The organism is Kitasatospora sp. NPDC004799 (assembly GCF_040609095.1).
Taxonomy (GTDB): domain Bacteria; phylum Actinomycetota; class Actinomycetes; order Streptomycetales; family Streptomycetaceae; genus Kitasatospora.
In genome coordinates, this window is record NZ_JBEXJK010000124.1 from 1 (window position 1) to 20102 (window position 20102).

Genomic DNA, 20102 nt, shown 5'->3' on the forward strand with positions numbered 1-20102 from the left:
CTGGTGGTCATGCCGTAGACCTCGGCCAGGTGCGCGACGATCTCCCCGGAGGTCAGGCCCTTCGCAGTCAGCGAGATGACCAGGTTGTCCAGGCCTTCGGTTCGGCGGGCGTGCCGGGGCACGACCTTCGGCTCGAACGTGCCGGCCCGGTCCCGCGGGACCTCGAGCGTGACCGGCCCGGCCTCGGTCATCACGGTCTTCATCCGGTAGCCGTTGCGCGCGTTGCCGCCTTTGCGCGCCGAGCGGCCCTGCCCCGCGGACGAGGCCAGGTGCTCGTCCATCTCGGCCTCCAGCGCTTCCTGGAGCAGGTGCCGGGTCAGCTGCTGCAGCAGCCCGCCCTCGCCGAGCAGCTGCATCCCGCCGGCCCGGGCCTGCTCGGCCGCCAGCTCGGCGACCGACGCCACCACATCCGACGCACCCGTGTTCTTCCTCGGCCCCATGCCCAAGTCATCGGCAGGTTCCGACTCCGACGAAACCGACCCGTCAGGAACCGACCCGATCCGGTGATCCGTCAGCGAGCTCATCAGTGTCTCCCTTGATCAGGGTGTCCACCTGATTCATGACACTCCCCTTTTGCGTTGGCGGGAAACTCTGTCCTTGGTCATGGGGGATATCTGCCGAACGGCAGATGGCAGGGGGGTGGGGATCGGGGAGGCTTCGGGTGGGTCCGAGGGGCGGGTCCGGGTGGAGGTTCCGGAGGGTGTGGTGGGTGGACGGGCGAGGTCGGGACACGGGGTGGTCGGGCTCGTGCTGGCCGGGCTGGTGGTGCTGGCCGGGTGTGCCGATGCCGCGGATGCGAAGCCCGAGGAGAGGGTGTTCGAGTTCGCCGGGAGGAGCCTGAACGTCAAGGCGCACGGGCACGCGACGGATCTGGTCGCGGGCGATCGGGCGGACGTGAAGGTCACCCGGTGGTTCGACACGAGCGGGAAGGTCGGCACGGCCAAGACGTCCTGGACGCTCGAGGACGGGGTGCTCGAACTCAGGGCGGGGTGCTCGGGGCTGGCCAACTGTGACGCGAAGTTCCGGGTCGAGGTGCCCAAGGGGGTCGCCGTGCTGCGGGACGGGCGCGAGACGGAGCTCAAGGGGTGAGGACGGGGAGCATGCTCGAACTGGTCGGTGTCACCAAGGTCTACAAGGGCGGCAAGCGGGCCGTCGACGGCATCACGATGAGGCTCGGGCCCGGGATGGTGGGGCTGTTGGGGCCGAACGGGGCCGGGAAGTCGTCGTTGATGCGGATCGTGGCGACGGTCACCCGGCCCACGGGTGGGCAGGTGCGGTACGAGGGGGTCGACGTGGTGGCGGAGCCGGACCGGCTGCGTCGGGAACTCGGTTACCTGCCACAGGACTTCGGGGTCTACCCGAACCTGACGTCGCGGGAGTTCCTGTCGTACCTGGCGGCTGCCAAGGGGCTCGGAGCCCGGTCCGCCAGGGCGCGGATCGACGAGCTGATCCAGCTGGTCAACCTGACCGAGGCGGTCCGGCGGCCGCTCGGCACGTACTCGGGCGGCATGCTCCGCCGGGTCGGGATCGCGCAGGCGCTGCTGGCCGATCCCAAGGTGATCGTGGTCGACGAGCCGACCGCGGGCCTGGACCCGGAGGAGCGGGTGCGCTTCCGCAACCTGCTCAGCGAGCTCGCGGCGGAGCGGGTGGTGATGCTGTCGACCCACATCGTCTCCGACGTGGAGTCGGTCGCCTCCGACATCGCGGTGGTCGCGCACGGCCGGCTGCTGCGCCGGGGCGCGCCCGACGAGTTGCTCCGGGAGATCGACGGGCAGGTGTGGGAGGCGGTGGTCGATCCGGCCGAGGTGCAGGCCGTGCAGGCCGGCCACGTGGTCAGCCGGATGGTGCGGACGGGGAACGGCGTGCGGCTGCGGGTGATCGCCGCCGGGCGGCCGTGGGCGGACGCGGTCCCGGTGGCGCCGGACCTGGAGGACGCGTACCTGGGCGTCATCCAGCGCTCGGGGGAGCGGGACCGGGTCGCGGAAGGGGCGGTGAGCCGATGATCGGGCGACTGGCGGTCGGCGACTTCCGCGACCGGGTGCGCCGGCCGGTGTACGCGGTGACGCTGCTCGCCGCGGTCGGGCTCGGCTACCTGGCGGTACCGGACCCGGGCAGCCACTGGACGATCATGGACGTGGGCGGCAACCGGGGCGTGTACAACAGCGCCTACGTCGGCGCGGTTACCGCGCTGGCCGGTGCGCTCTGGCTCACCTTCGGCGGCTTCTACGTGGTGCGCAGCGGCATCGCGCGGGACGGGGCGACCGGGGTCGGCCAGGTCCTCGCCGCCACCCCGCTGCGTACCTTCCAGTACCTCCTGGCCAAGTTCCTGAGCAGCCTGCTGGTGCTCGCCTCCATGGTCGGCGTGCTGGCCGTCACCGCGCTGTTGATGCAGCTCGCCCGTGGTGAGGACCGCGCGGTGGACCCGATAGCCCTGGTGGAGCCGTTCCTGCTGCTCTCGCTGCCGCTGATGGCGCTCACCGCGGCCACGGCGCTCCTGTTCGAGACGGTGCCGCTGTTGCGGGGCGGCTTCGGGAACGTCGTCTGGTTCGTGCTGGCCATGGTGATCGCGATCGGCGGGCAGTCGGCCTCCGCGCCGCTGGACGGTCTCGGCGTGCACCAGGTCGCGCGGTCGATGGGCGCGGCGCTGGAGGCGCAGCAGCGGGTGGTCGAGCCGGGCGGGTTCAGCCTCGGCCTGACCAAGGTCGACAAGCCGCTGGGCACCTTCCTCTGGGAGGGGTTCGACCCGTCCTCCGGGTTCGTCCTCGGCCGGCTGGCGCTGATCCTGACGGCGCTCGTGGTGGCGCTGCTGCCGGCCCTGTGGTTCGGGAGGTTCGATCCCGCGCGCGGTTCCGGGACGGCGGCTGCCACCCCGGTGGCGGACGGAGAACCGGCCGCGGCCGCCGGGACGGAGCCCGCGGGGGTGCGCTGGGCGACCGCGCCGGGTGCGCTGCCGCGGACCGAACCGCGGTGGGCTGGCGCGTTCGGCCGGCTGTTGGCGGGGGAGGTCCGCATCCTGATGCAGGGCGTCTCCCGCTGGTGGTGGCTGGTCGCGGCTGGGCTGACGGTGGCCGGGTTCGTCCTGCCGGTGAACGCCGTCACCGGGCTGCTGCTGCCCCTGGCCTGGCTGTGGCCGGTCCTGATCTGGTCCCGGCTCGGCAGCCAGCAGGTCGAGAACGGCCTGGAGGTGCTGCTCGGTGCCTACCCGTCGGCCCGGCGCCGGCTGCTGGCCGAGTGGGCGTCCGGGCTGGTGCTCACCGCGGTGACGGGCGTCGCCCCGCTGATACGCATGCTGGCGGCGGGTGACGGTGCGGGGACGGCCCATTGGGTCGGCGGCGCGCTGTTCGTCCCGTCGCTGGCCATGGCGCTCGGTGTGGTGAGTCGGAGCCACCGGCTCTTCCAGGCGGTCTACCTGCCGCTCTGGTGGGTGCTCGTCAACAACGTCGCCGCCGTCGACTTCATGGGGGCCGTGCGCGTGAACGGCGGCCCGGCCGGTCCAGGGCCGCTGCTGGTCGGGGCGCTGTCCGCGGCGATGCTCGCGGTGGTGTTCCTGGTCGGCGCCGCCCGACGGAACGTCAAGGGGTGAGTGATGGGATGAGGTGAGGGCAGGGCAAGGGCTGAGCGATGGGCGGAGGAACGGGCTGGGTGACGGGCGGAGGAACGGGCCGAGCCCAGGTGTCGGGCCGGGGGGCTGATGGAAGCCGGGAGCCCGGACCATCGGCGGATGGCGACGGCCCGGGCTCTCCTGGTGGCTTCGGGGTGCTACTCGTCGTCTCCGAGGTCGCCCGCGAGGTCGCCCGCGAGGTCGCCGTCCGGGGTGCCGCTGATCGCGTAGCCCTGCCGGCGCGCCTCGTAGCAGGCCACCGTCGCGGCCGCGGAGACGTTCAGCGAGCCGACGCGGCCCAGCTGCGGCACGAACACCACCTGGTCGCACAGCGCCAGTGCCTCGGGCGTGATCCCGCGGTCCTCGTGTCCGAGCACGAAGGCCACCGCCGGGGTCAGCTCGGCGGCGAACATCGGCACGGCCTCGTCGGCCAGCTCCAGGCCGACGACCTTGAAGCCGTCCGCCTTGGCCGCCGCGACCGCCTCGGCGACGGTCGGGAAGTGCTCCACCTTCAGGTACTTGTCGGTGCCCATCGCGGCCTTCTGCGCGCCGGACGAGCGCACCGACGGGGTGTCCCCGGTGAGGTAGAGCTTCTCCGCGCCCATCGCCGCGCCGGTGCGGACCACCGAGCCGACGTTGAACGGCGACTGGAGGTTCTCCAGGATCATCGCGAGCCGGAACTCGTTGCTGCGCCGCCACGAGCGGTGCAGGCGCTTCAGTTCGGTCCCGCGCAGCTGCTTCACGTCGTCGTACCTCGTCCACTCTCGGAGCCCTCGCCCACCTCGGGGCGGGGCCGCGCTTCCAGAATCCGGCACCCGTTGACCGAGGTGACCCGCGTGGTCGGGTAGCCCTGCTCGTTCAGCCACTTCTGGAGCGAGTCCGAACCCAGGTGCTTCTGCACCACCAGGAACGCCGAGCCGTCCGGGGTCAGCCGGTCGAGCCAGTGCGTGAGCAGGCGGCGCAGCGCGGCCTTGCCGATCCGGATCGGCGGGTTGGAGTAGATGGTGGCGAAGCGGACGTCCTCGGGGACGTCGTCGGGCAGGACGGCCTGGACGTTGCCGAGCCCCAGCGCCTCGGCGTTCAGCCGGACCAGCTCCAGGGCGCGCTCGTTGACGTCCACCGCCCAGACCGGGAGGCGCTTGCGGCGGCTCGCCCAGGTCAGCGCGATCGGACCGTAGCCGCAGCCGATGTCCAGGATCGGGCCGCGCACCCGCGGCTGCGGGGCGTGCTCCAGCAGGATCCGGGTGCACGGGTCGAGCCGGTTGCGGGAGAACACCCCGGTGTCGGTGGTCAGTTCCAGGGTGAGGTCCGGCAGGGAGACCGTGATCGGCCGGCGGTCGCTGGCGACCTCGGGTGCACCGGTGAAGTAGTGCGAGCCGGACATGATTTCCCCGTCGTTCGTATGGGCCTCGGGGCCACCGGGTGGGTGTGGGTTAGCCCTTTGTACGGCACCGATCGTACCCCGGTGGCCTCGTACCCCGGTGGCCCGGACGGGGGTCTGGGCCGTGGTGCGGGTCAGGCGGTGCCGGGGGTCTTGCGGGTGGCCACGTTGATGCGGTTCCAGGCGTTGATCGTGAAGCAGACCGAGATCAGCTGCGCCAGCTCGGCCTCCGCGAAGTGCGCGGCGGCCCGGGCGTACACCGCGTCCGAGACGCCGCCGCCGATCCGGGTGACCTCCTCGGCCAGCGCCAGGGCGGCCCGCTCGCGCTCGGTGTACACCCCGGCCGGGGCCTCCGGCCAGACCGGCAGCAGGTAGATCCGCTCGTCGGTCTCGCCGGCCTTGCGGGCGTCCTTGGCGTGCATGTCCAGGCAGTACGCGCAGCCGTTCAGCTGGGAGGTGCGCATCTGGACGAGCTCGACCAGGGCCGGGTCGAGGCCCTCGCGGGCGGCGGCGTCCAGGGCGATCATCGCGCGGAACACCTTGGGGGCGGTGCGGGCGTAGTCGAGGCGGGCGGGCGCCTCGGGAGCCGCGGGGGCCTCGGGGGCGTCGGCGGTCCGGGCGGTCGCGTTCGTCGTCGCGTTCGTCGTCATGGCTACGACCCTAGGCGCGGAATGCACCCCGCCCTTGGGTCATTCAGTGGGCTGTTTCGTGGGTCAATCGGGCCGGTTGGGCAGCGGATCCGCAGGGCCCCGGCAACACGCCGGAGCGGTGTCGGCACGTCGCGTCCCGGCGCCGCGCGGCGGATACTGCCAGTACGCCAGCCGGGCCCGTGAAGGCCTCCGAACAGTGAGGACGGATGCCATGCCGCAGGAACAGCACGAGGAATACCTGATCGAGGAGACCGCCGAGACCGTCGAGCCCGACGAGAAGGCACCCGAGGGCGACACGTACGACGAGGTGGCCGAACGCCGGGCCGTCGGTGCGGACCCGGCGACCAACGTCGCGGACGTCGTGGAGCAGACCCGGCCGGTCCGGCACGACGAGGAGGAGTACCGGGAGTAGCCGGCGGGCGCCGGGGCGGGGTCGCGCTCCGGGCCTCGGAGGGCAGATCGACGCGGGGCCGTACCCGCTACAGGGCCCGGCGCCGTTGCAGCCAGACGAAGGCCGCCCAGCCAGGCAGCACCGGCAGGATCAGCGTCAGCAGACGGTACAGCGCCACCGCGGCCAGCGCGCCGCCCCGCTCCATCGAGGCGGTCTGCTGGAGCAGTGTGATCAGCATCCCGTCCACCGCACCGGCCCCGCCCGGGGTCGGCGCCGCGCTGCCCACCGCGTTGCCCACCAGGAACACCACCGCGACCGAGGCGAAGGACGGCTCCCGACCGATCGCCCGGGCACAGCAGTACAGGCAGGCGATCAGGCAGATCGACACCAGGAGCTGCCCGGTGACCCCCACCGCCAGCCGGGTCGGACTGCGCAGCAGGTCCAGCAGCCGGGGCAGCACCTCGGCCGTCAGCGGCCGCAGCCGCGTCGCCAGCCACCGCCGGGCCACCGGGATCGCCGACACCACCGCCAGCAGCGCCGCCGCACCCGCCAGTCCGCCGACCACGGCGGGCAGCGCGTCCAGCTCGGAGCCGCCGGGCTCGAAACCCAGCAGGTAGACGAAGGCCCCCAGCTGCAGCAGGTGTAGCACCAGGCCGATCAGCGTTCCCACGCCGACGCTGGACAGCGCCTGTGCGGTGGGGATGCCGGCCTGCTGCAACAGGCGGGTGTTCAGCGCGACGCCGCCGACGCCGCCGGGCGACACCAGCTTCACGAACGACCCGGCCACCTGCGCCAGCACCGCGTTGCGGAAGTCCAGCCGCTCCGGCACGAAGCCGACGAAGCCCATCGCCGCCGCGACGTGGCTCGTCGCCGCGGCGGCCAGCGCCAGCAGGAGCCACCAGGGGTCGGCGTCCGCCAGCGCGGAGACCGGGTTGTCCTCGGCCGCGAAGAGTTGCGGGATCAGCAGCCACCCGGCCACCACGCCGCCCACGACGACCAGCAGGGTCCGCGGCCGCAACCGCTCCAGCCGCACCGGTCGGCCCACCACCTGCGGGCGGGTGCGCAGGACCTCCGCGCGGATCTCGTCGAGCAGGTTGCCGGGGGTGGGGGCGTTGTGGTGAGGGTCGGGCTCGGTGGAGGTGGTCGCCGAGGTGGGGGCGCCCGTCGTGGGGCCGACAGGGGAGGCGGGCGCCGTGCCGGGGGCGCCTCCGGCCTCGGACGGGGAGCCGGCCCCGGTCGCGCCGCCGCGCCCGTCCGCCGCCTCGGCGGCCCGGGCGGTGGCGGTGCGCTTCGCGTGCTGCTTGAGGGCACGGCGGGTGGTGTGGGTGAGCGCGATGGGCTGGAGCAGGGGGAGCGCGGCGCCGACGGGGTCGGGGCCGAGGACGGCGGTGGCCGTGCGGACGGAGCGGGCGGCCCCGGCGCGGAGGGCGAGGGTGGTGAGGAGCTGGGCGAGGTCGCAGCAGAGGACGAGTTCGGTGGCGGCGATGTCGCCGTCGGCGAAGTCGACCAGGTGCACCGCGCCCGCGTCGTCGATCAGCAGGGAGGACGGGACGAGGGCGCGGTGGGCGATCTCGCGGCGCTGGAGCAGGGCGAACTGCCGCCAGGCGTCGGTGAGCAGCTCGTCGGTGATCTCCTCGTCGGCGAGTTCGTCCAGGGTGCGTCCGGCCAGCCGCTCGTACGCGATGAGGGCGGTGTCCGGGCCGATGCCCGCGGTGGCGGCGATGCGGCGGGTGCGGACGCCGGCCGCGAGAGCCGCGTACGTGACCAGGGCCTCGTGCTCCAGCCCGGTGCGCGGGGAGCGCAGGACGCGCGGGTCGGGGGCGGTGCGCAGGCGCAGTCGGCGCCAGGCGCGCTGGACGGCGGCGGCGGTGACGGCCTGCCGGTCGAGGAGCTGGACGTCGAGGTCGGGCCGGCCCTCGGCCTGCCGGACCCGGTACCGGTCGGGGCCGGCCGGCTCGGCCTCGACCGGGCGCAGGCCGCTGTCGCGCAGGGCGCGCAGGACCTCGCCGGGCCGGGGACAGGGATCGGGGGTGCCGACGGCGTACAGCGTGCCGTGGGCGCCGGTCCAGCCGATCAGCAGTCCGAGCAGGATCGCGGTGGGGGTGGCGTACCCGCCGGTCAGTCCGGCGAGGCCGGAGAGGGCGAGGACGGCCCAGGGCAGGCGGTGTTCCCGGCTGCCGGAGGCGGTCATGAAGGCCAGGACCGGCGCCAGGTAGCCGTAGACGGGCTCGGTGTGGCCGAGCCCGCCGCCGGGCAGCGGCTGGGTGAGCGCGGTGATCAGCGAGACCGGGGCGAGGCCGTCGGCCCACAGGTCCAGGCCGAGCGTGGCGCCGTACGCGAGGACGGCGGCGAGCAGTCCGTCGGAGACCTGCTGGAGGGCGCGCCGCCGGTCGGGGCCCAGCAGCCGACGGACGGCGAGGCCGACCGGGACCAGCAGGACGGCGGCGGTGGTGAGCCCGCCGGCCAGGCTCGCCAGCGGGCGCGGGACCAGCGAAGCGGCCTCGGCGACGTCGGCGGCGATGCCCCCGAGGGTGGCCCGGGCGTAGTCGGCGAGCAGCAGGGTGAGGGCGATGGCGAACAGGCCGCCGAGCAGCCGGATCAGGGCGACGGGCTGCCGGACCCGGTCGGTGGCGGGCAGCGGGCGGGCCCGGAACCGGCCGGGGCCGATCTGCCCGGGTATCCGGGCGGTGGCCCTCCCGGCGCCGCCGTCGGCCGCTGCCCCGGTGTCGTTGCTGCCGTTCCCGCCGCCGTTTCCGTCGTCGCTGCCCCGCGCTCCCGCGCCGCGTTCCCGCTGCGCGGGCACACCGCCGGGGTCGCCCCCACCGGTGTCGCCGTTCGTTCTCCCCGTCACGATCGCCACGGATGGCATGCTCCCATGCCGCCCGTGGACGAGGAGCGGGGATCGGTCGGTACCGGGACGACGCGGCCCGGACGGGCAGGTCCGAAGCCGTCAGCGGTTGCGGGCGGGCGGTGAGCGGACGACGGCCGGGCCACCAGCCTCCTCGGGGGCGCGGGACCCGGGCACGGGGCACGGCACCCGGGAACGGCAGGCCGGGCGAGCAGCCGGTTGCCGTCGGCCGGCGTCGGAACTCAGGCCTGCCGGGTCGGCAGCACGACCAGGTGGCGCAGGTTGACGTGCCGGGGGCGGCTGACGGTGTACGCGATGAGGTCGGCGACGTCCTCGGCACCGAGGGCCGGGATGGCGGCGAACATGCCGCCGAGCTGTTCGCGGAGCACCGGGTTGTCGATGTGGTCGGCGAGTTCGGTGTCGGTCAGTCCGGGCTCGATCGCGCTGACCCGGACGTCGCGCGGGCCGAACTCGCTGCGCAGGGCGGCGGAGAGCTGGGTGAGCGCGGCCTTGGTGGCCCCGTACACCGCGTAGTCGGGGAAGACCACGTGCGAGGCGATCGAGGAGACGTTGACCAGGTCGGCGGTGCGGCCCTCGGCGGCGGCCGCGGTGAGGTCGGGGCCGAAGGCGCGGACGATCCGCAGCGCGCCGGTGAGGTTGGTGTCCACCATGCGGGTCCACTCGTCGATCCGGCCGTCGGTGAGAGGGTTCGGCAGCATCACCCCGGCGTTGTTGACCACCAGGTCGACCCGGCCGTAGGCGTCGTGGACGGTCCTCGCGGCGGCGTCCACCGAGGCCTGGTCGGTGATGTCGGCGGTGACGGCGAGCGCCTGCCCGCCCGCGGCGGCGATCTCGGCGGCGAGGGCGTCCAGCCGCTCGGCGCGGCGGGCGAGCAGGGCGACCCGGGCGCCGGAGGCGGCCAGCAGCCGGGCGGTGGCGGCGCCCATGCCGCTGGCGGCTCCGGTGACGACGGCGGTGCGGGCGGCGAGGGACGGGTGGCTCATCGGGTGCTCCAGACGGTTCGGCCGGGCTGACGCCGACCACTCTGCGCGGGCCGCGCGCGGCTACCCAGGGCTGCGCGGTTCCTGGGAACCCCCGTCCCGGGAACCCCTTTCCCGGGACGGCCTTTCCTGGGAACGGCGGTACCACCCTCGGGCCGCCCGGCCGGGGCTACCCTGCCGGGCATGGAGAACACCCTGGGGGACTTCCTCCGTTCGCGCCGGGCCCGGATCCTGCCGGAGGAGGTGGGCCTGCCCTCGCACGGGCGCCGCCGGGTGCAGGGACTGCGCCGGGAGGAGGTGGCGCAGCTCGCGGGCGTCAGCGTCGACTACTACGTCCGGCTGGAGCAGGGCCGGGGCGGCAGCGCCTCGGACGCCGTGCTGGACGCGGTGGCCCGGGTGCTGCGGCTGGACGACGTGGAGGCCGCGCACCTGCGCTCGCTGGTCCGTCCGCCCAAGGACCCGGCGGCCTCAGCAGCCCCCGCCGCCCGGGTGCGGGGGCGGCAGCGGGTCCGGCCGGGGACGCGGCTGCTGCTGGACCTGATGACCGAGGTGCCGGCCTTCGTGCTGGGCCGCCGGATGGACGTGCTCGCCTGGAACGCGCTGGGCGACGCGGTGAACGGCTTCTCCACCCGGGCCGATGCCGGTCCGGACCGCCTGCCCAACCAGGCCCGGCACGCTTTCCTCGCCCCGTCCGCCCGGGAGTACTACCGGCAGTGGGACGCGGTCGCCGCCGAGACCGTCGCCTTCCTGCGCCGGGACGCCGGGCTGCACCCGGAGGACCCGGCACTCGGTGCCCTGGTGGGCGAACTGTCGCTGCGCAGCTCGGAGTTCGGCCGGCTCTGGGCGGACCACCTGGTGCGGGAGAAGACCGACGGGGTCAAGCTGGTGAACCACCCGCTGGTCGGCGAACTCGACTTCGGCTACGAGACCCTGGGGGTCAACGGATCGCCGGACCAGCTGCTGGTCGTCTACACCGCCCCGGTGGGCTCGCCCACCGCGCAGAAGCTGGCCCTGCTGGCGAGTTGGACGGCGGCGGGGGCCGCGCCGGAGGAGGCCGCGCCGGAGGAGGCGGGGGCGGCGGGCGCGGCGGGGGCGGAGGCGCCCTGAGCGGGCGCCGCGCGCCGGGGCGGCATAGCCTTTCAGTCATGAGCGCCTGCGAAGACCTCGCTCTGGCCCCTCAGGACATCGAGCCCCGACCGCCCGCCGACGGCTGCGCCGACTGCCTGGCGCAGGGCCGCCGGGACTGGGTGCACCTGCGCATCTGCCTGGACTGCGGCCACATCGGCTGCTGCGACTTCTCCCCGCAGCGGCACGCCACCGCGCACTTCCACGACACCTCCCACCCGGTGATCCGCTCGTACGAGCCGGGGGAGGACTGGCGCTGGTGCTTCGTCCACGAGGTCATGGGCTGAGGCGGTCGCCCGCGCACACGCCACCCGCCCGCGCACGCCCCCCGCCCGCGCACGCCCCCCGGCCAGCACGCCACCCGCCCACGGACGCCTCCCGCCCGCCACCCGCTCGCGGGCGCGATCCGGGCCTCCTCGCTGTGGCACGGGCCGGCAACCCGGATAAAATCCGGACATAACGCCCGTGCGGCCCCTCCGGCCGGCATCCGTCCGGCCGGTGGCCGACGAAGGGAGGCCGACGATGACCAAGCGATTGCCCGGCAGCACCGCCAAGCTCCGCCAGGGCACCCAGGAGCTGCTCGAACGCCGGGGCATGGCGAGCCCGCCCACCCGGCTCGCGCCGATGCCGAGCATCGGCACGATGTCCGGCGCCGCCGCCGGGCGCGGCGCCGGCGAGGCCTTCCGGCACGGCGGACGGGACGTGCCGGGCGCCACGATGCACGCGGCCCCGGCGGTGCACGCCGAGCTCAAGGGGCACCGGCACCGGGGTGCGGAGAAGCACTCCGCCCACTGAACCGCGGCGAACCGACGGCGCACCGCGGGGACGGGCGCACCGGACCGGCGTCCCCGAGAACGCCCCTGACCGAACGTCAGGGGCGTTCTCGGGGACGGTTCGGGGGCGCTCCCGGATGTCGCGGCCGGACGCTGCGGCGAAGACTCTCTCCTGTCAGAGTCGCCGACCGGGCGGGCCGCCGACCAGGGCGGCCCGACTCCCGCCGGTCAAGCCGCCGTTGGAGAGCCTCCGCATGAACACCCGCACCCGCACCGGTCGTTGGTCCACTCTCGTGGCGGCCGGTGCGCTGTTCGCCGCCGCCACGGTCGGCGTCGCGACCCCGGCCCTGGCCGCGGGCGCTTCCCCGGCCGCGGCCACCACCACCGTCACCCTCGCCGCCGCACCGGCCGCACCGGCCGTACCCACTGCACCCGCCGCACCCGCCGTACCGGCCGCACCCGCCGCAGCCCAACCCGGCCCGCTGGACCGGGAGTCGCTCGCCGAGACCCTCCGCTCGCTGCCCTCCGGCGTCACCGGCGCACTGGTCCGGACCGGCGGTCCGGACGCCCGGTGGCGCGGCACCTCGGGGGAGGACGTGCCGGCCAACGCCCGGTTCCGGGTCGGCAGCGTCACCAAGGTGTTCACCGCGACCGTGCTGCTCCAGCTCGCCGCCGAGGGCAGGGTCGACCTGGACGGCACCGTCCAGCACTGCCTGCCCGGGCTGCTCCCGTCCGGCTACCCGCCGGTCACCGTACGGCAGTTGCTCAACCACACCAGCGGCCTGCCCGGGGGTGGCGGGATGACCTCGGGGGACGGCAGCACGGCGTGGTTCGCCGCGCACCGGGCGACGTACTTCAGCCCGCAGCAGGTGGTGACGGACATGCTCACCCAACCGATGGGCTTCGCGCCCGGCACGGCTCAGCAGTACAACGGCAACAACTACTTCGTCGCCGCGCTGGTGATCGAGAAGGTCACCGGGGACGACTACGCCGACCAGGTGCGGCGGCGCATCACCGGCCCGCTGGGCCTGCACGCCACCTACGTCCCGGCGGCCGACGACCTGACCATCCGCGGCCCGCACGCCGCCGGCTACGTGGACGTCCGGAACGCCGACGGCAGCACCGCCAGGGTCGACGTCACCGAGCAGAGCCCGTACCCGTGGGCCGAGGGCGGCATGATCTCCTCCGCCGCCGACCTGGAGCGCTTCTTCGACGCGCTCTACCGCGGCCGGCTGCTGCCGCCCGCCCAGCAGGCCGAGGTGTTCGCCGTCCCGGACCTGCCGAACGACCACAACAAGAACTGCGAGATCGGCCCGACCGCCGGGCACGCCTGCTACAGCACCGCCGGCCTGCTGCGCACCGTCCTGCCGAACGGCACCGAGGTCTGGGGCAAGAACGGCTCCAGGCCCGGCTACACCACCGGCGTCTTCGCCACCCGCGACTTCTCCCGCAGCGTGGTCGTGGGGCTGAACCCGACCGGCATCACCGGCGAGGAGTTCCCCACCCTGTGGAAGCTGGTGACCACCGGCTTCGGCTCCGGCCAGGTGTACGGACAGCGCTGAGCCGACCGCCCCGGAGGGCGGTCGATCCCCCTGGGTCCATCGGCCGAGCGGCGGAACCGGTGGCGGAACCGGCGGCGGAGCGGGTGGCAGAGTGGGGGTGACCGAACCCACCTCTCCAGGAGGACCACCGTGACGGCTGAGCCCTTGAAGTCCCGCGAGGAATGGCTGGCCTCGCTGCCCCGGATCTACGCGGCGGCCGGCTGCCTGCTGCGGGACGAGTCCGGCCGGATCCTGATCGTGAAGGCCGGGTACCGCGAGCACTGGCAGTTCCCGGGCGGCACGATCGACCTCGGCGAGGGCCCGGTCGAGTGCGCCGAGCGGGAGTTGGAGGAGGAGACCGGCCTCGTCCGGAAGGCCGGCGAGCTGCTGGCCATCTCCTGGACCCACGCCTCGGCCGAACTCGACCACCCGGCCCAGCACTTCATGTTCGACTTCGGCACCGTCCCGGACGGCACCCCCGTGACCGTCCCGGCCGGCGAGCTGGACGACTACCGCTGGGCATCGGTCGAGGAGGCCCTGGACCTGCTCGGCCCGGCCCGTTCGGCCCGGCTGCGGGCGGCGCTGGAGGCGACCGGGGGCGGCCCGGTCCGTATCCTCACCACCCACGTTTCGGGCTTCTGAGCGGAAGGCGCCCCGCTCCCGGGCGGGCCGCCCCCGAGCGCCCCGCCCTTGGGTGCGCTCCCTCGAGTGCCCTGCTCCGGACGGGAGTTCCGTCCGGAGCAGGGCGCCCGATGCTCACTGCTGCGGCTCGGACTCCGGGTTCCGGGCGGCGATGAGGGCGGCGATCGCCTCCGAGACGAAGGTCTCCGCCTCGGACCGGTCCACCTTCAGTCCGGCCAGCACGCCCTGGCCGTCCTCCAGCTCCAGCAGCGCGAGCAGGATGTGCTCGGTGCCGACGTAGTTGTGCCCGAGCTTGAGCGCCTCGCGGAAGGTCAGTTCCAGCGCCTTCTTGCTCTGGGCGTCGAACGGGATCAGCGCCGGCAGCTCGTCGGCGGCGGCCGGCAGGGCGGCGGTGGCCACCGCCCGCAGGGCCTCTGGAGTGATGCCCTGGGCGGCGAGCGCCTTGGCCGCGATGCCCTCGGGCTCGCTGATCAGGCCGAGCGTCAGGTGCTCCACGGTGATCTCGGCGTTGCCCGCCTTCCGGGCCTCCTCCTGCGAGGCCACCACGACCTTGCGGGCCCGGGGCGTGAACCGGCTGAAGCCCTGGCTGGGGTCGAGGTCGTTCGGGCTGCCCGGGTCCTTGGGGACGAAGCGCTTCTGGGCGGCCTGCTTGCTGACGCCCATGCTGCGGCCGATGTCGGTCCAGGACGCGCCGGAGCGGCGGGCCTGGTCGACGAAGTGGCCGATGAGGTGGTCGGCGAGGTCGCCGAGGTGGTCGGCGGCGATGACCGCGTCGGAGAGCTGGTCGAGCGCGTCGGCGTGGACCTTCTTGATCGCGGCGATCAGGTCGTCGAGGCGCAACGGCGTGGTGTTGGGAACAACGGGATTCTCCATGCGTCAACCATAGGTTGTCGATTCAGGGATCGTCAACCGTCAGTTGACGGTGTCATGAAGCCGTCGGGGGCCCGCGTCACCCGGCCGGCAGCAGTCGTTCCCGGACGGCGGAGATCCGCTCGGGCGCGACGCCCGCCGCGAGCAGGTAGCCGGTCGGATCGAACCCGTCGAGCGCGGCCGTCAGGGCGGCCTCGGCGGTGGTCCCGGCCTCGGCGAGCACCGCGTCGATCCGGCGGTACGGGTCCGGCAGGCCGAGCATTCCGTACAGCGGGCGGATGTTGGGGCCGCTCAGCAGGTAGTCCTCGGTGATCGCGGCCCGGTCGACCCCGGCCAGGGCGAGCAGCAGGACGGCGGCCAGGCCGGTGCGGTCGCGGCCGGCGCCGCAGTGCACGACCACGCCCCCGGGGCGGGCGCCGGCGATCGCGGAGACCAGTGCGGCGGCGGCGTGCGGGCAGTGGTCCAGGTACGGGCGGAGCGCGAGCGGGGTGCCGTCCAGCCGTCCGTGGGCCTCCCACCAGTCGGGGCCGGCCAGTTCGTCCAGCGGGACGCGGATCAGCTCGACGTCCTCGGGGAGCGGGAGGAGCGGCCGGTACTCCTCGGCGTTGCGCAGGTCGACGACGGTGCGGACGCCGTGGTCGAGGAGGGCGTCCCAGCCTTCGGCGGTGAGGCGGTCCAGGTTGTCCGCCCGGACCATCGCGCCGTGGGCGGTGGGCCGGCCGGAGGCGGTGGGCAGTCCGCCCAGGTCGCGGACGTTCAGACAGCCGTCCCAGACGAGCGTGCGGTCCTCGGTGCTGCTCGGCGCGTGCGTCGTCCGGTTCATGGGGGTCCCCGTTTCCTCGTCTTCCTCGTCAGGGGTCCCGTTACCCCCTCGTTATGTAACGACTCCCGGGGGATCGGGATGGTTCCTCACTGTTCGAGTCCTCGGCACCGGTTGTTCAGGGAAGGGTGGGGACGGACCACGAGGGGACGGACCACGAGGGGACGGACCACGTGGGGACGGATCACGTGGGGACGGACCGCGCGGTCAGACGGCGGTCGGGGCCTCGGCCTCGGCGCGGACCAGCCGCTCCATCGGCTCGACCGCGATCTGCCCGAACACCGCGCCGGCCGCGATCGCGCCGACCAGGAGGACGGTGGACAGCCAGGCCATGGTCGACACCGGCAGGGTGAAGGCGCCGGCCACCCGGGCCGCGCACTCGGTCAGCAGCGCGGTGCCCCAGATGCCGGAGAACAGGCGCTCGTGGCGGCGGAAGGCCCGCGAGCCGGCCGCCCGGCCCTCGGCCAGCCGCTGCCAGGCGGCGGTGCGCTCCCGCCGGCCCTTGGTCAGGAACGGCATCAGCATCGGGGTCATCACCGGCCGGCCGATCAGTGCGGAGGCCAGGATCGCCAGCGCCACGGTGCCGCTCAGCCCGCCGTCCTTGGCGATCATCAGCCGGGCGTCGCCGGTGACGAAGGTCAGCGCCAGGCCCGCCAGGTTGACGGTCAGCATCAGGGCGGCCCACAGGTTGAGCCTGCGCTCGCCCAGCAGGCCGAGGACGGTCCGGGCGGCCGGGACGGCGCTGCTCCAGGCCAGCGCGGCGAACTCGCTCAGGCCGAAGGCCGAGTGCAGCAGGTAGTAGCCGGCCAGCGGGGCGGCCACGTCGAGGGCGAGCGGGCGGAGCCCGGAGACCAGCGGGTTGGGCGCCTCGGCCTGGGCGGGAGCGGTGGCCGGGTCCGCCGTGGCGGCGGTGTCGGCGGTGGTGGCGGTCGCGCCGGTGAGGGCGACGGTGCTGGGCAGGGCGACGGCGCTGACGGTCTGGCTCACGGTGGGTTCCTCCCCGGCTGGTGCCGCGGGCCGCTGCCCGCGTCGTGCCGCCAGTCTTTCCGTCCGAGCCTCCGTCGGAGCAGTGCCGTCCGTTGCGTCCTCCGTATGACAGGTGTCATGGTGCGCGCCGTGACACCGCCTCCGACCTGCTGCTTTCCGTCCGCCGGGGGAGCGGGCCGCCCCTCAGGGGGTCACTCCTCGACGGGGAAGGTCCACAGCTCGCGGCCCAGGGTGTCCAGGCAGCGGACGGTGCGGAAGCGCTCGTCCCCGGCGGACAGGAAGCCCCGTGCGACGCCCGCCAGGACGGTCCGGGCGACGCCGTCGCCCCTGGTCCAGGCGCCGGTCAGCACCAGCGCCTTGTCGGCCAGCTCGGCGCGCTGCACCCGGGCCACCGCGGCGGGCAGCAGGGCGGCGTTGACCACCGCCAGTTCGGCGGGGAGGAGGTAGGCCTCCCCGGTGGGGGCGCGGTCCGCCTCGGCCCGGCGCCGCAGCTCCGGCAGGGCGTAGTGGCGGACGGCGGCGACGGCGTCGTCCAGCGGGAGCCACCAGCGCGGGCCGGGCAGCACCTCCCACCAGACGTCCTCGCCGACCGGCAGCACCTCGCCGATCCGGGCCCGCCAGGTCTCGATGCCGTACCGGGTGCGCGGGTCGGGCCGGTGGCCGGGCAGGCCCAGGACCGTCCAGTCGGAGCGGCGGACCACGCTGAGCTCGAAGGTGAAGGGCACCCGGTCGGCGGCGGGGCGCTCGACCAGGCCGAGCAGCAGCCAGTGGGTCCCGTCCGGGAGGCTGAAGGTCCGGCGCCACCCGGTGAGGCCCAGGGCGCGCAGGGCGGGCGCGAGGTGCTCGCGCAGGCCCTTCGCGTGGAGCTCGTGGGCGGTCGTCATCGCGGTCCTTCCCTGCTGGTCGTCTCGCCGGTCGTCGGGCTGCCGGTGCTGCGGCCGGTCGTGTCACCGGCTCTCGGGCGGTCGGCGGCCCCCGTCGGTGCTGGTCCCCGACGGGCCGGCGCAAACCAGGCAGGGGCGCGCGCCCGGGGCCTGCACGGGTCGTGCGTGCGCCCCCGGTCGCGGTGGGGTCACGGCGGCGGCCCGTCCGCGTCGGCGGACCGGGTGCGTCGGCGGACCCGGCGTCCGGGCGGGAGCGGCGGCCCGGACTGCTTCGCCTACCGACAAGGTAGGCCGGGGGGCCGCTCCGGGCCGTGGGCGAACGGCAGCAGTCCCCGGGACCTTGGCCCCGGCCGATCCGGTCCTTCGACCGGAGCCGATGTGTTCGCCCGGATGGCGCATCATGTGGGGGGTGCAGAGTGCAGAGCGCCCCGGAGCGGGCACCGACGGCCCGGTCGGCCGGTCCGGACCAGTACCACCCGCCGACCCGCCACCGGGCCCGGCCCCCGCTCCCCCCGACCTGACCGAAGCGGTCCGGGCCGCGCAGGGCGGGGACGAGGAGGCGTTCCGGCTGCTGTTCCGGACGGTCCAGCCCGGTCTGCTGCGCTACCTGCGGGTCCTGGTCGGCGGCCGGCCGGAGGACGCGCAGGACGCCGAGGACATCGCCTCCGAGACCTGGCTGCAGATCGCCCGCGACCTGCGCGGCTTCTCCGGCGACGGGGACGGCTTCCGCGGCTGGGCCGCCACCGTCGCCCGCCACCGGGCCCTCGACCACCTGCGGGCCCGGCGCCGCCGTCCGGTCACCGACCTGCCCTTCGAGCAGCTGGTCGAGCTGGCGGCGGGGGACGACACCGCGCGGGCGGCGCTGACCACGGTCGGCACCGCCGACGCGCTGGCCCTGATCTCCCGGCTGCCGCGCGACCAGGCCGAGGCCGTGCTGCTCCGGGTGGTCATGGAACTGGACGCGGAGAGCGCCGCCCGGGTGCTCGGCAAGCGGGCCGGCACCGTCCGGATGGCCGCCCACCGGGGGCTGCGGCGGCTGGCCAAGCTGGTCGAGCCGCTCGCGTCCGGGAGCGGCATTCCGGCCGCCCGGAGCGGTGGGGCGCCGGCCGGCGCCGGGGCCGGACCGGGCTCCGGGACCTCCGGGACGGCCGCCGGGAAGGCCGCCGGATCGAGCGCGGGCGAGGCCGGTGGGCGACCTGCGGGGAAAGCCGCGAAAAAAAGTTCTCCGCAAGGTGTGACAGAACGCCGGGCCGCGACGCTGAAGGACATGAGATGAGCACCAACCGATCCCGTCGGATCGACCGTGATGCCGCCGAGCGTCTGCTCGGTGGTGCCGTGGGCGCCCCGTCGGCCGGGCAGGACGCCTCGCTCACCGGACCGGACGGCGGTCCCGGGCAGCTCGCCCGGGTGCTCGCCGCGGCCGCCGCCCCCGCGACGGCCGAGGAACTGGCCGGGGAGGAGGCCGCCCTGACCGCGTTCCGGGAGGCGAGTCTCGCGCCCGACCCGACAGTGACCCCCGTCCGGAGACGATCGATGGCAACCGCCGCGCTGGCCAGGGCCTTCAGCACGAAGGCCACCGCCGTCGTGCTCGGCACCACCGCGCTGTGCGGTGTGGCCGTCGCCGCCGGCACCGGCAACCTGCCGTCCGCACTGGGCGGTGGCCCGTCCGCGCCGGAGCACCGGCTCGCCGGCCCGGGTGCGACCACCGGCCCCGCGTCGGGCTCGACGGCCGCCGGCGCGTCCGTCGGCGTGGCCCCGTTCGGTGCCGTGGTGTCCGGCTCCGCCAGTCCGTCCGGCACCGCCTCCGCCGGACCGCAGGCGGTCGTCCCGTCCGACCCCGCGACGCCTGGCACCCCGTCGGCCGAGGGGCGAGGCGTGCGGTCGGTCGTCCCGCCCGCGCTGCTCGGCCTCTGCAGCGGCTTCGCCGACCGTACGGCCAAGGGCGAGCGCCCGGGCCGGCTGGCCGGCGAGGCGCTGTACGGACCGCTGGTCGAGGCGGCCGGCGGTGCGGACCGGGTGGCGGAGTACTGCGAGGCCGCGGTCGGCGAGGGGGACGACGACCACCAGGGCACCACCGCCCCGACGCACGACCCCGGCCGCACCGGTAGCGCTCCCGGGGCCGGCGCCGGAAACGGGGCGGGCGCCGGAGCCGGTCGGCCGAACACCGACGGCGGTCGGACCGGCAACGGCAACGGCAGCGGTGGCAACGGCGGCGACGACACCGGCGGCACCGGGGCCAAACCGGACAAGCCCGGCGCGACCGTCCAGTCCCCGCCGACGGTCTCCGCCCCGCAGGACGTCCGCCCGAGCAAGACCGCCCGGGCCGACGAACAGTCGGCCGGGAGGTAGCCCCCAGAACTCCGGGTGGGCGGCGAGCGACTCCCCCCGGGCTCGCCGCCCGCCCGGAACAGCACCACCAGCACCACCCGCAGGAAGCAGCACCACCGCAGTACCCGCAGGAAGCAGTACCACCCGAAGCTCCGGGTGGTCGGTCGGCGTCGCGCTGGACGAGCCGTACCTGTTCCCCGGTTCGACGCCCTGCGACAACGACCCGGTCGGCACCGTCACCGTGCCCAAGGGCAAGCTGT

The 20102-nt window shown here is 74.9% G+C and carries 21 protein-coding genes; 11 read left to right on the forward strand and 10 right to left on the reverse strand.

Going from position 1 to position 20102, the window contains the following annotated elements:
• On the reverse strand, positions 1–524 hold a 524-nt coding region (locus ABZW03_RS17855), incomplete at its 3' end, for a transposase (RefSeq protein ID WP_355258547.1).
• 211 nt (positions 525–735) lie between these two features.
• On the opposite strand from ABZW03_RS17855, the gene ABZW03_RS17860 reads away from it, so the two are divergent.
• From ABZW03_RS17860 to ABZW03_RS17870, 3 genes are read left to right on the forward strand one after another with little or no spacing between them, the layout of a single operon-like run.
• Positions 736–1089 carry a hypothetical protein gene (locus ABZW03_RS17860; RefSeq protein WP_355258549.1) on the forward strand — a complete coding sequence of 118 codons (354 nt, stop codon included), beginning with the start codon at positions 736–738 and terminating at the stop codon, positions 1087–1089.
• An 11-nt stretch (positions 1090–1100) separates the two neighbouring features.
• Entirely contained in the window at positions 1101–2003 is a 903-nt protein-coding gene (locus tag ABZW03_RS17865; protein WP_355258552.1) for an ABC transporter ATP-binding protein, read from the forward strand.
• The gene (locus ABZW03_RS17870) at positions 2000–3583 is read left to right on the forward strand and encodes a hypothetical protein (RefSeq protein WP_355258555.1); all 1584 of its coding nucleotides are present in this window, start codon (positions 2000–2002) and stop codon (positions 3581–3583) included. Before ABZW03_RS17865 ends, ABZW03_RS17870 begins: the two co-directional genes overlap by 4 nt.
• Positions 3584–3759: 176 nt before the next feature.
• Here ABZW03_RS17870 and ABZW03_RS17875 read toward each other — a convergent pair whose 3' ends face one another.
• From ABZW03_RS17875 to ABZW03_RS17885, 3 genes are all read right to left on the reverse strand, one after another.
• Positions 3760–4344 carry a TrmH family RNA methyltransferase gene (locus ABZW03_RS17875; protein ID WP_355258558.1) on the reverse strand — a complete coding sequence of 195 codons (585 nt, stop codon included), beginning with the start codon at positions 4342–4344 and terminating at the stop codon, positions 3760–3762.
• Positions 4341–4985: a methyltransferase gene (locus ABZW03_RS17880; RefSeq protein WP_355258561.1), complete on the reverse strand. Its 645-nt coding sequence runs from the start codon at positions 4983–4985 to the stop codon at positions 4341–4343. The genes ABZW03_RS17875 and ABZW03_RS17880 overlap by 4 nt, the downstream gene beginning before the upstream one ends.
• A 131-nt stretch (positions 4986–5116) precedes the next feature.
• Positions 5117–5632, reverse strand: a complete 516-nt coding sequence (locus tag ABZW03_RS17885; RefSeq protein ID WP_355258564.1) for a carboxymuconolactone decarboxylase family protein — start codon at positions 5630–5632, stop codon at positions 5117–5119.
• Positions 5633–5843: 211 nt separating this feature from the next.
• Here ABZW03_RS17885 and ABZW03_RS17890 point away from each other — a divergent pair, with 211 nt between their 5' ends.
• Complete coding sequence (locus tag ABZW03_RS17890) at positions 5844–6044, forward strand: hypothetical protein (protein ID WP_355258567.1); 201 nt, start codon at positions 5844–5846, stop codon at positions 6042–6044.
• A gap of 67 nt (positions 6045–6111) precedes the next feature.
• Here the strand turns inward: ABZW03_RS17890 and ABZW03_RS17895 are convergent, their stop codons facing one another.
• Positions 6112–8883 carry a lysylphosphatidylglycerol synthase domain-containing protein gene (locus tag ABZW03_RS17895; RefSeq protein WP_355258570.1) on the reverse strand — a complete coding sequence of 924 codons (2772 nt, stop codon included), beginning with the start codon at positions 8881–8883 and terminating at the stop codon, positions 6112–6114.
• Positions 8884–9113: 230 nt separating this feature from the next.
• On the reverse strand, positions 9114–9875 hold the full coding sequence (locus ABZW03_RS17900; protein WP_355258573.1) for an SDR family oxidoreductase: 762 nt from the start codon (positions 9873–9875) through the stop codon (positions 9114–9116).
• 180 nt (positions 9876–10055) lie between these two features.
• Here ABZW03_RS17900 and ABZW03_RS17905 point away from each other — a divergent pair, with 180 nt between their 5' ends.
• From ABZW03_RS17905 to ABZW03_RS17925, 5 genes are all read left to right on the forward strand, one after another.
• Positions 10056–10979, forward strand: coding sequence for a helix-turn-helix transcriptional regulator (locus ABZW03_RS17905; RefSeq protein WP_355258576.1), 924 nt, complete (start codon positions 10056–10058; stop codon positions 10977–10979).
• Between the two features lie 38 nt (positions 10980–11017).
• Positions 11018–11284, forward strand: a complete 267-nt coding sequence (locus tag ABZW03_RS17910; protein WP_355258578.1) for a UBP-type zinc finger domain-containing protein — start codon at positions 11018–11020, stop codon at positions 11282–11284.
• A gap of 235 nt (positions 11285–11519) precedes the next feature.
• Positions 11520–11792: a hypothetical protein gene (locus ABZW03_RS17915; protein WP_355258581.1), complete on the forward strand. Its 273-nt coding sequence runs from the start codon at positions 11520–11522 to the stop codon at positions 11790–11792.
• Between the two features lie 232 nt (positions 11793–12024).
• Positions 12025–13332 carry a serine hydrolase domain-containing protein gene (locus ABZW03_RS17920; protein WP_355258584.1) on the forward strand — a complete coding sequence of 436 codons (1308 nt, stop codon included), beginning with the start codon at positions 12025–12027 and terminating at the stop codon, positions 13330–13332.
• Between the two features lie 129 nt (positions 13333–13461).
• Complete coding sequence (locus tag ABZW03_RS17925) at positions 13462–13953, forward strand: NUDIX hydrolase (protein WP_355258587.1); 492 nt, start codon at positions 13462–13464, stop codon at positions 13951–13953.
• Between the two features lie 114 nt (positions 13954–14067).
• On the opposite strand, the gene ABZW03_RS17930 is transcribed toward ABZW03_RS17925, so the two are convergent.
• From ABZW03_RS17930 to ABZW03_RS17945, 4 genes are all read right to left on the reverse strand, one after another.
• Complete coding sequence (locus tag ABZW03_RS17930; protein ID WP_355258590.1) at positions 14068–14826, reverse strand: Clp protease N-terminal domain-containing protein; 759 nt, start codon at positions 14824–14826, stop codon at positions 14068–14070.
• A gap of 76 nt (positions 14827–14902) precedes the next feature.
• Entirely contained in the window at positions 14903–15646 is a 744-nt protein-coding gene (locus tag ABZW03_RS17935) for a tyrosine-protein phosphatase (RefSeq protein ID WP_355258593.1), read from the reverse strand.
• Positions 15647–15850: 204 nt separating this feature from the next.
• The gene (locus tag ABZW03_RS17940) at positions 15851–16630 is read right to left on the reverse strand and encodes a VC0807 family protein (RefSeq protein ID WP_355258595.1); all 780 of its coding nucleotides are present in this window, start codon (positions 16628–16630) and stop codon (positions 15851–15853) included.
• A gap of 191 nt (positions 16631–16821) precedes the next feature.
• Complete coding sequence (locus ABZW03_RS17945; protein ID WP_355258598.1) at positions 16822–17514, reverse strand: hypothetical protein; 693 nt, start codon at positions 17512–17514, stop codon at positions 16822–16824.
• A 517-nt stretch (positions 17515–18031) separates the two neighbouring features.
• Here ABZW03_RS17945 and ABZW03_RS17950 point away from each other — a divergent pair.
• Positions 18032–18790, forward strand: a complete 759-nt coding sequence (locus ABZW03_RS17950) for an RNA polymerase sigma factor (protein WP_355258604.1) — start codon at positions 18032–18034, stop codon at positions 18788–18790.
• On the forward strand, positions 18787–19863 hold the full coding sequence (locus ABZW03_RS17955) for a hypothetical protein (RefSeq protein WP_355258601.1): 1077 nt from the start codon (positions 18787–18789) through the stop codon (positions 19861–19863). The genes ABZW03_RS17950 and ABZW03_RS17955 overlap by 4 nt, the downstream gene beginning before the upstream one ends.
• The last annotated feature ends 239 nt before the right edge of the window (positions 19864–20102 follow it).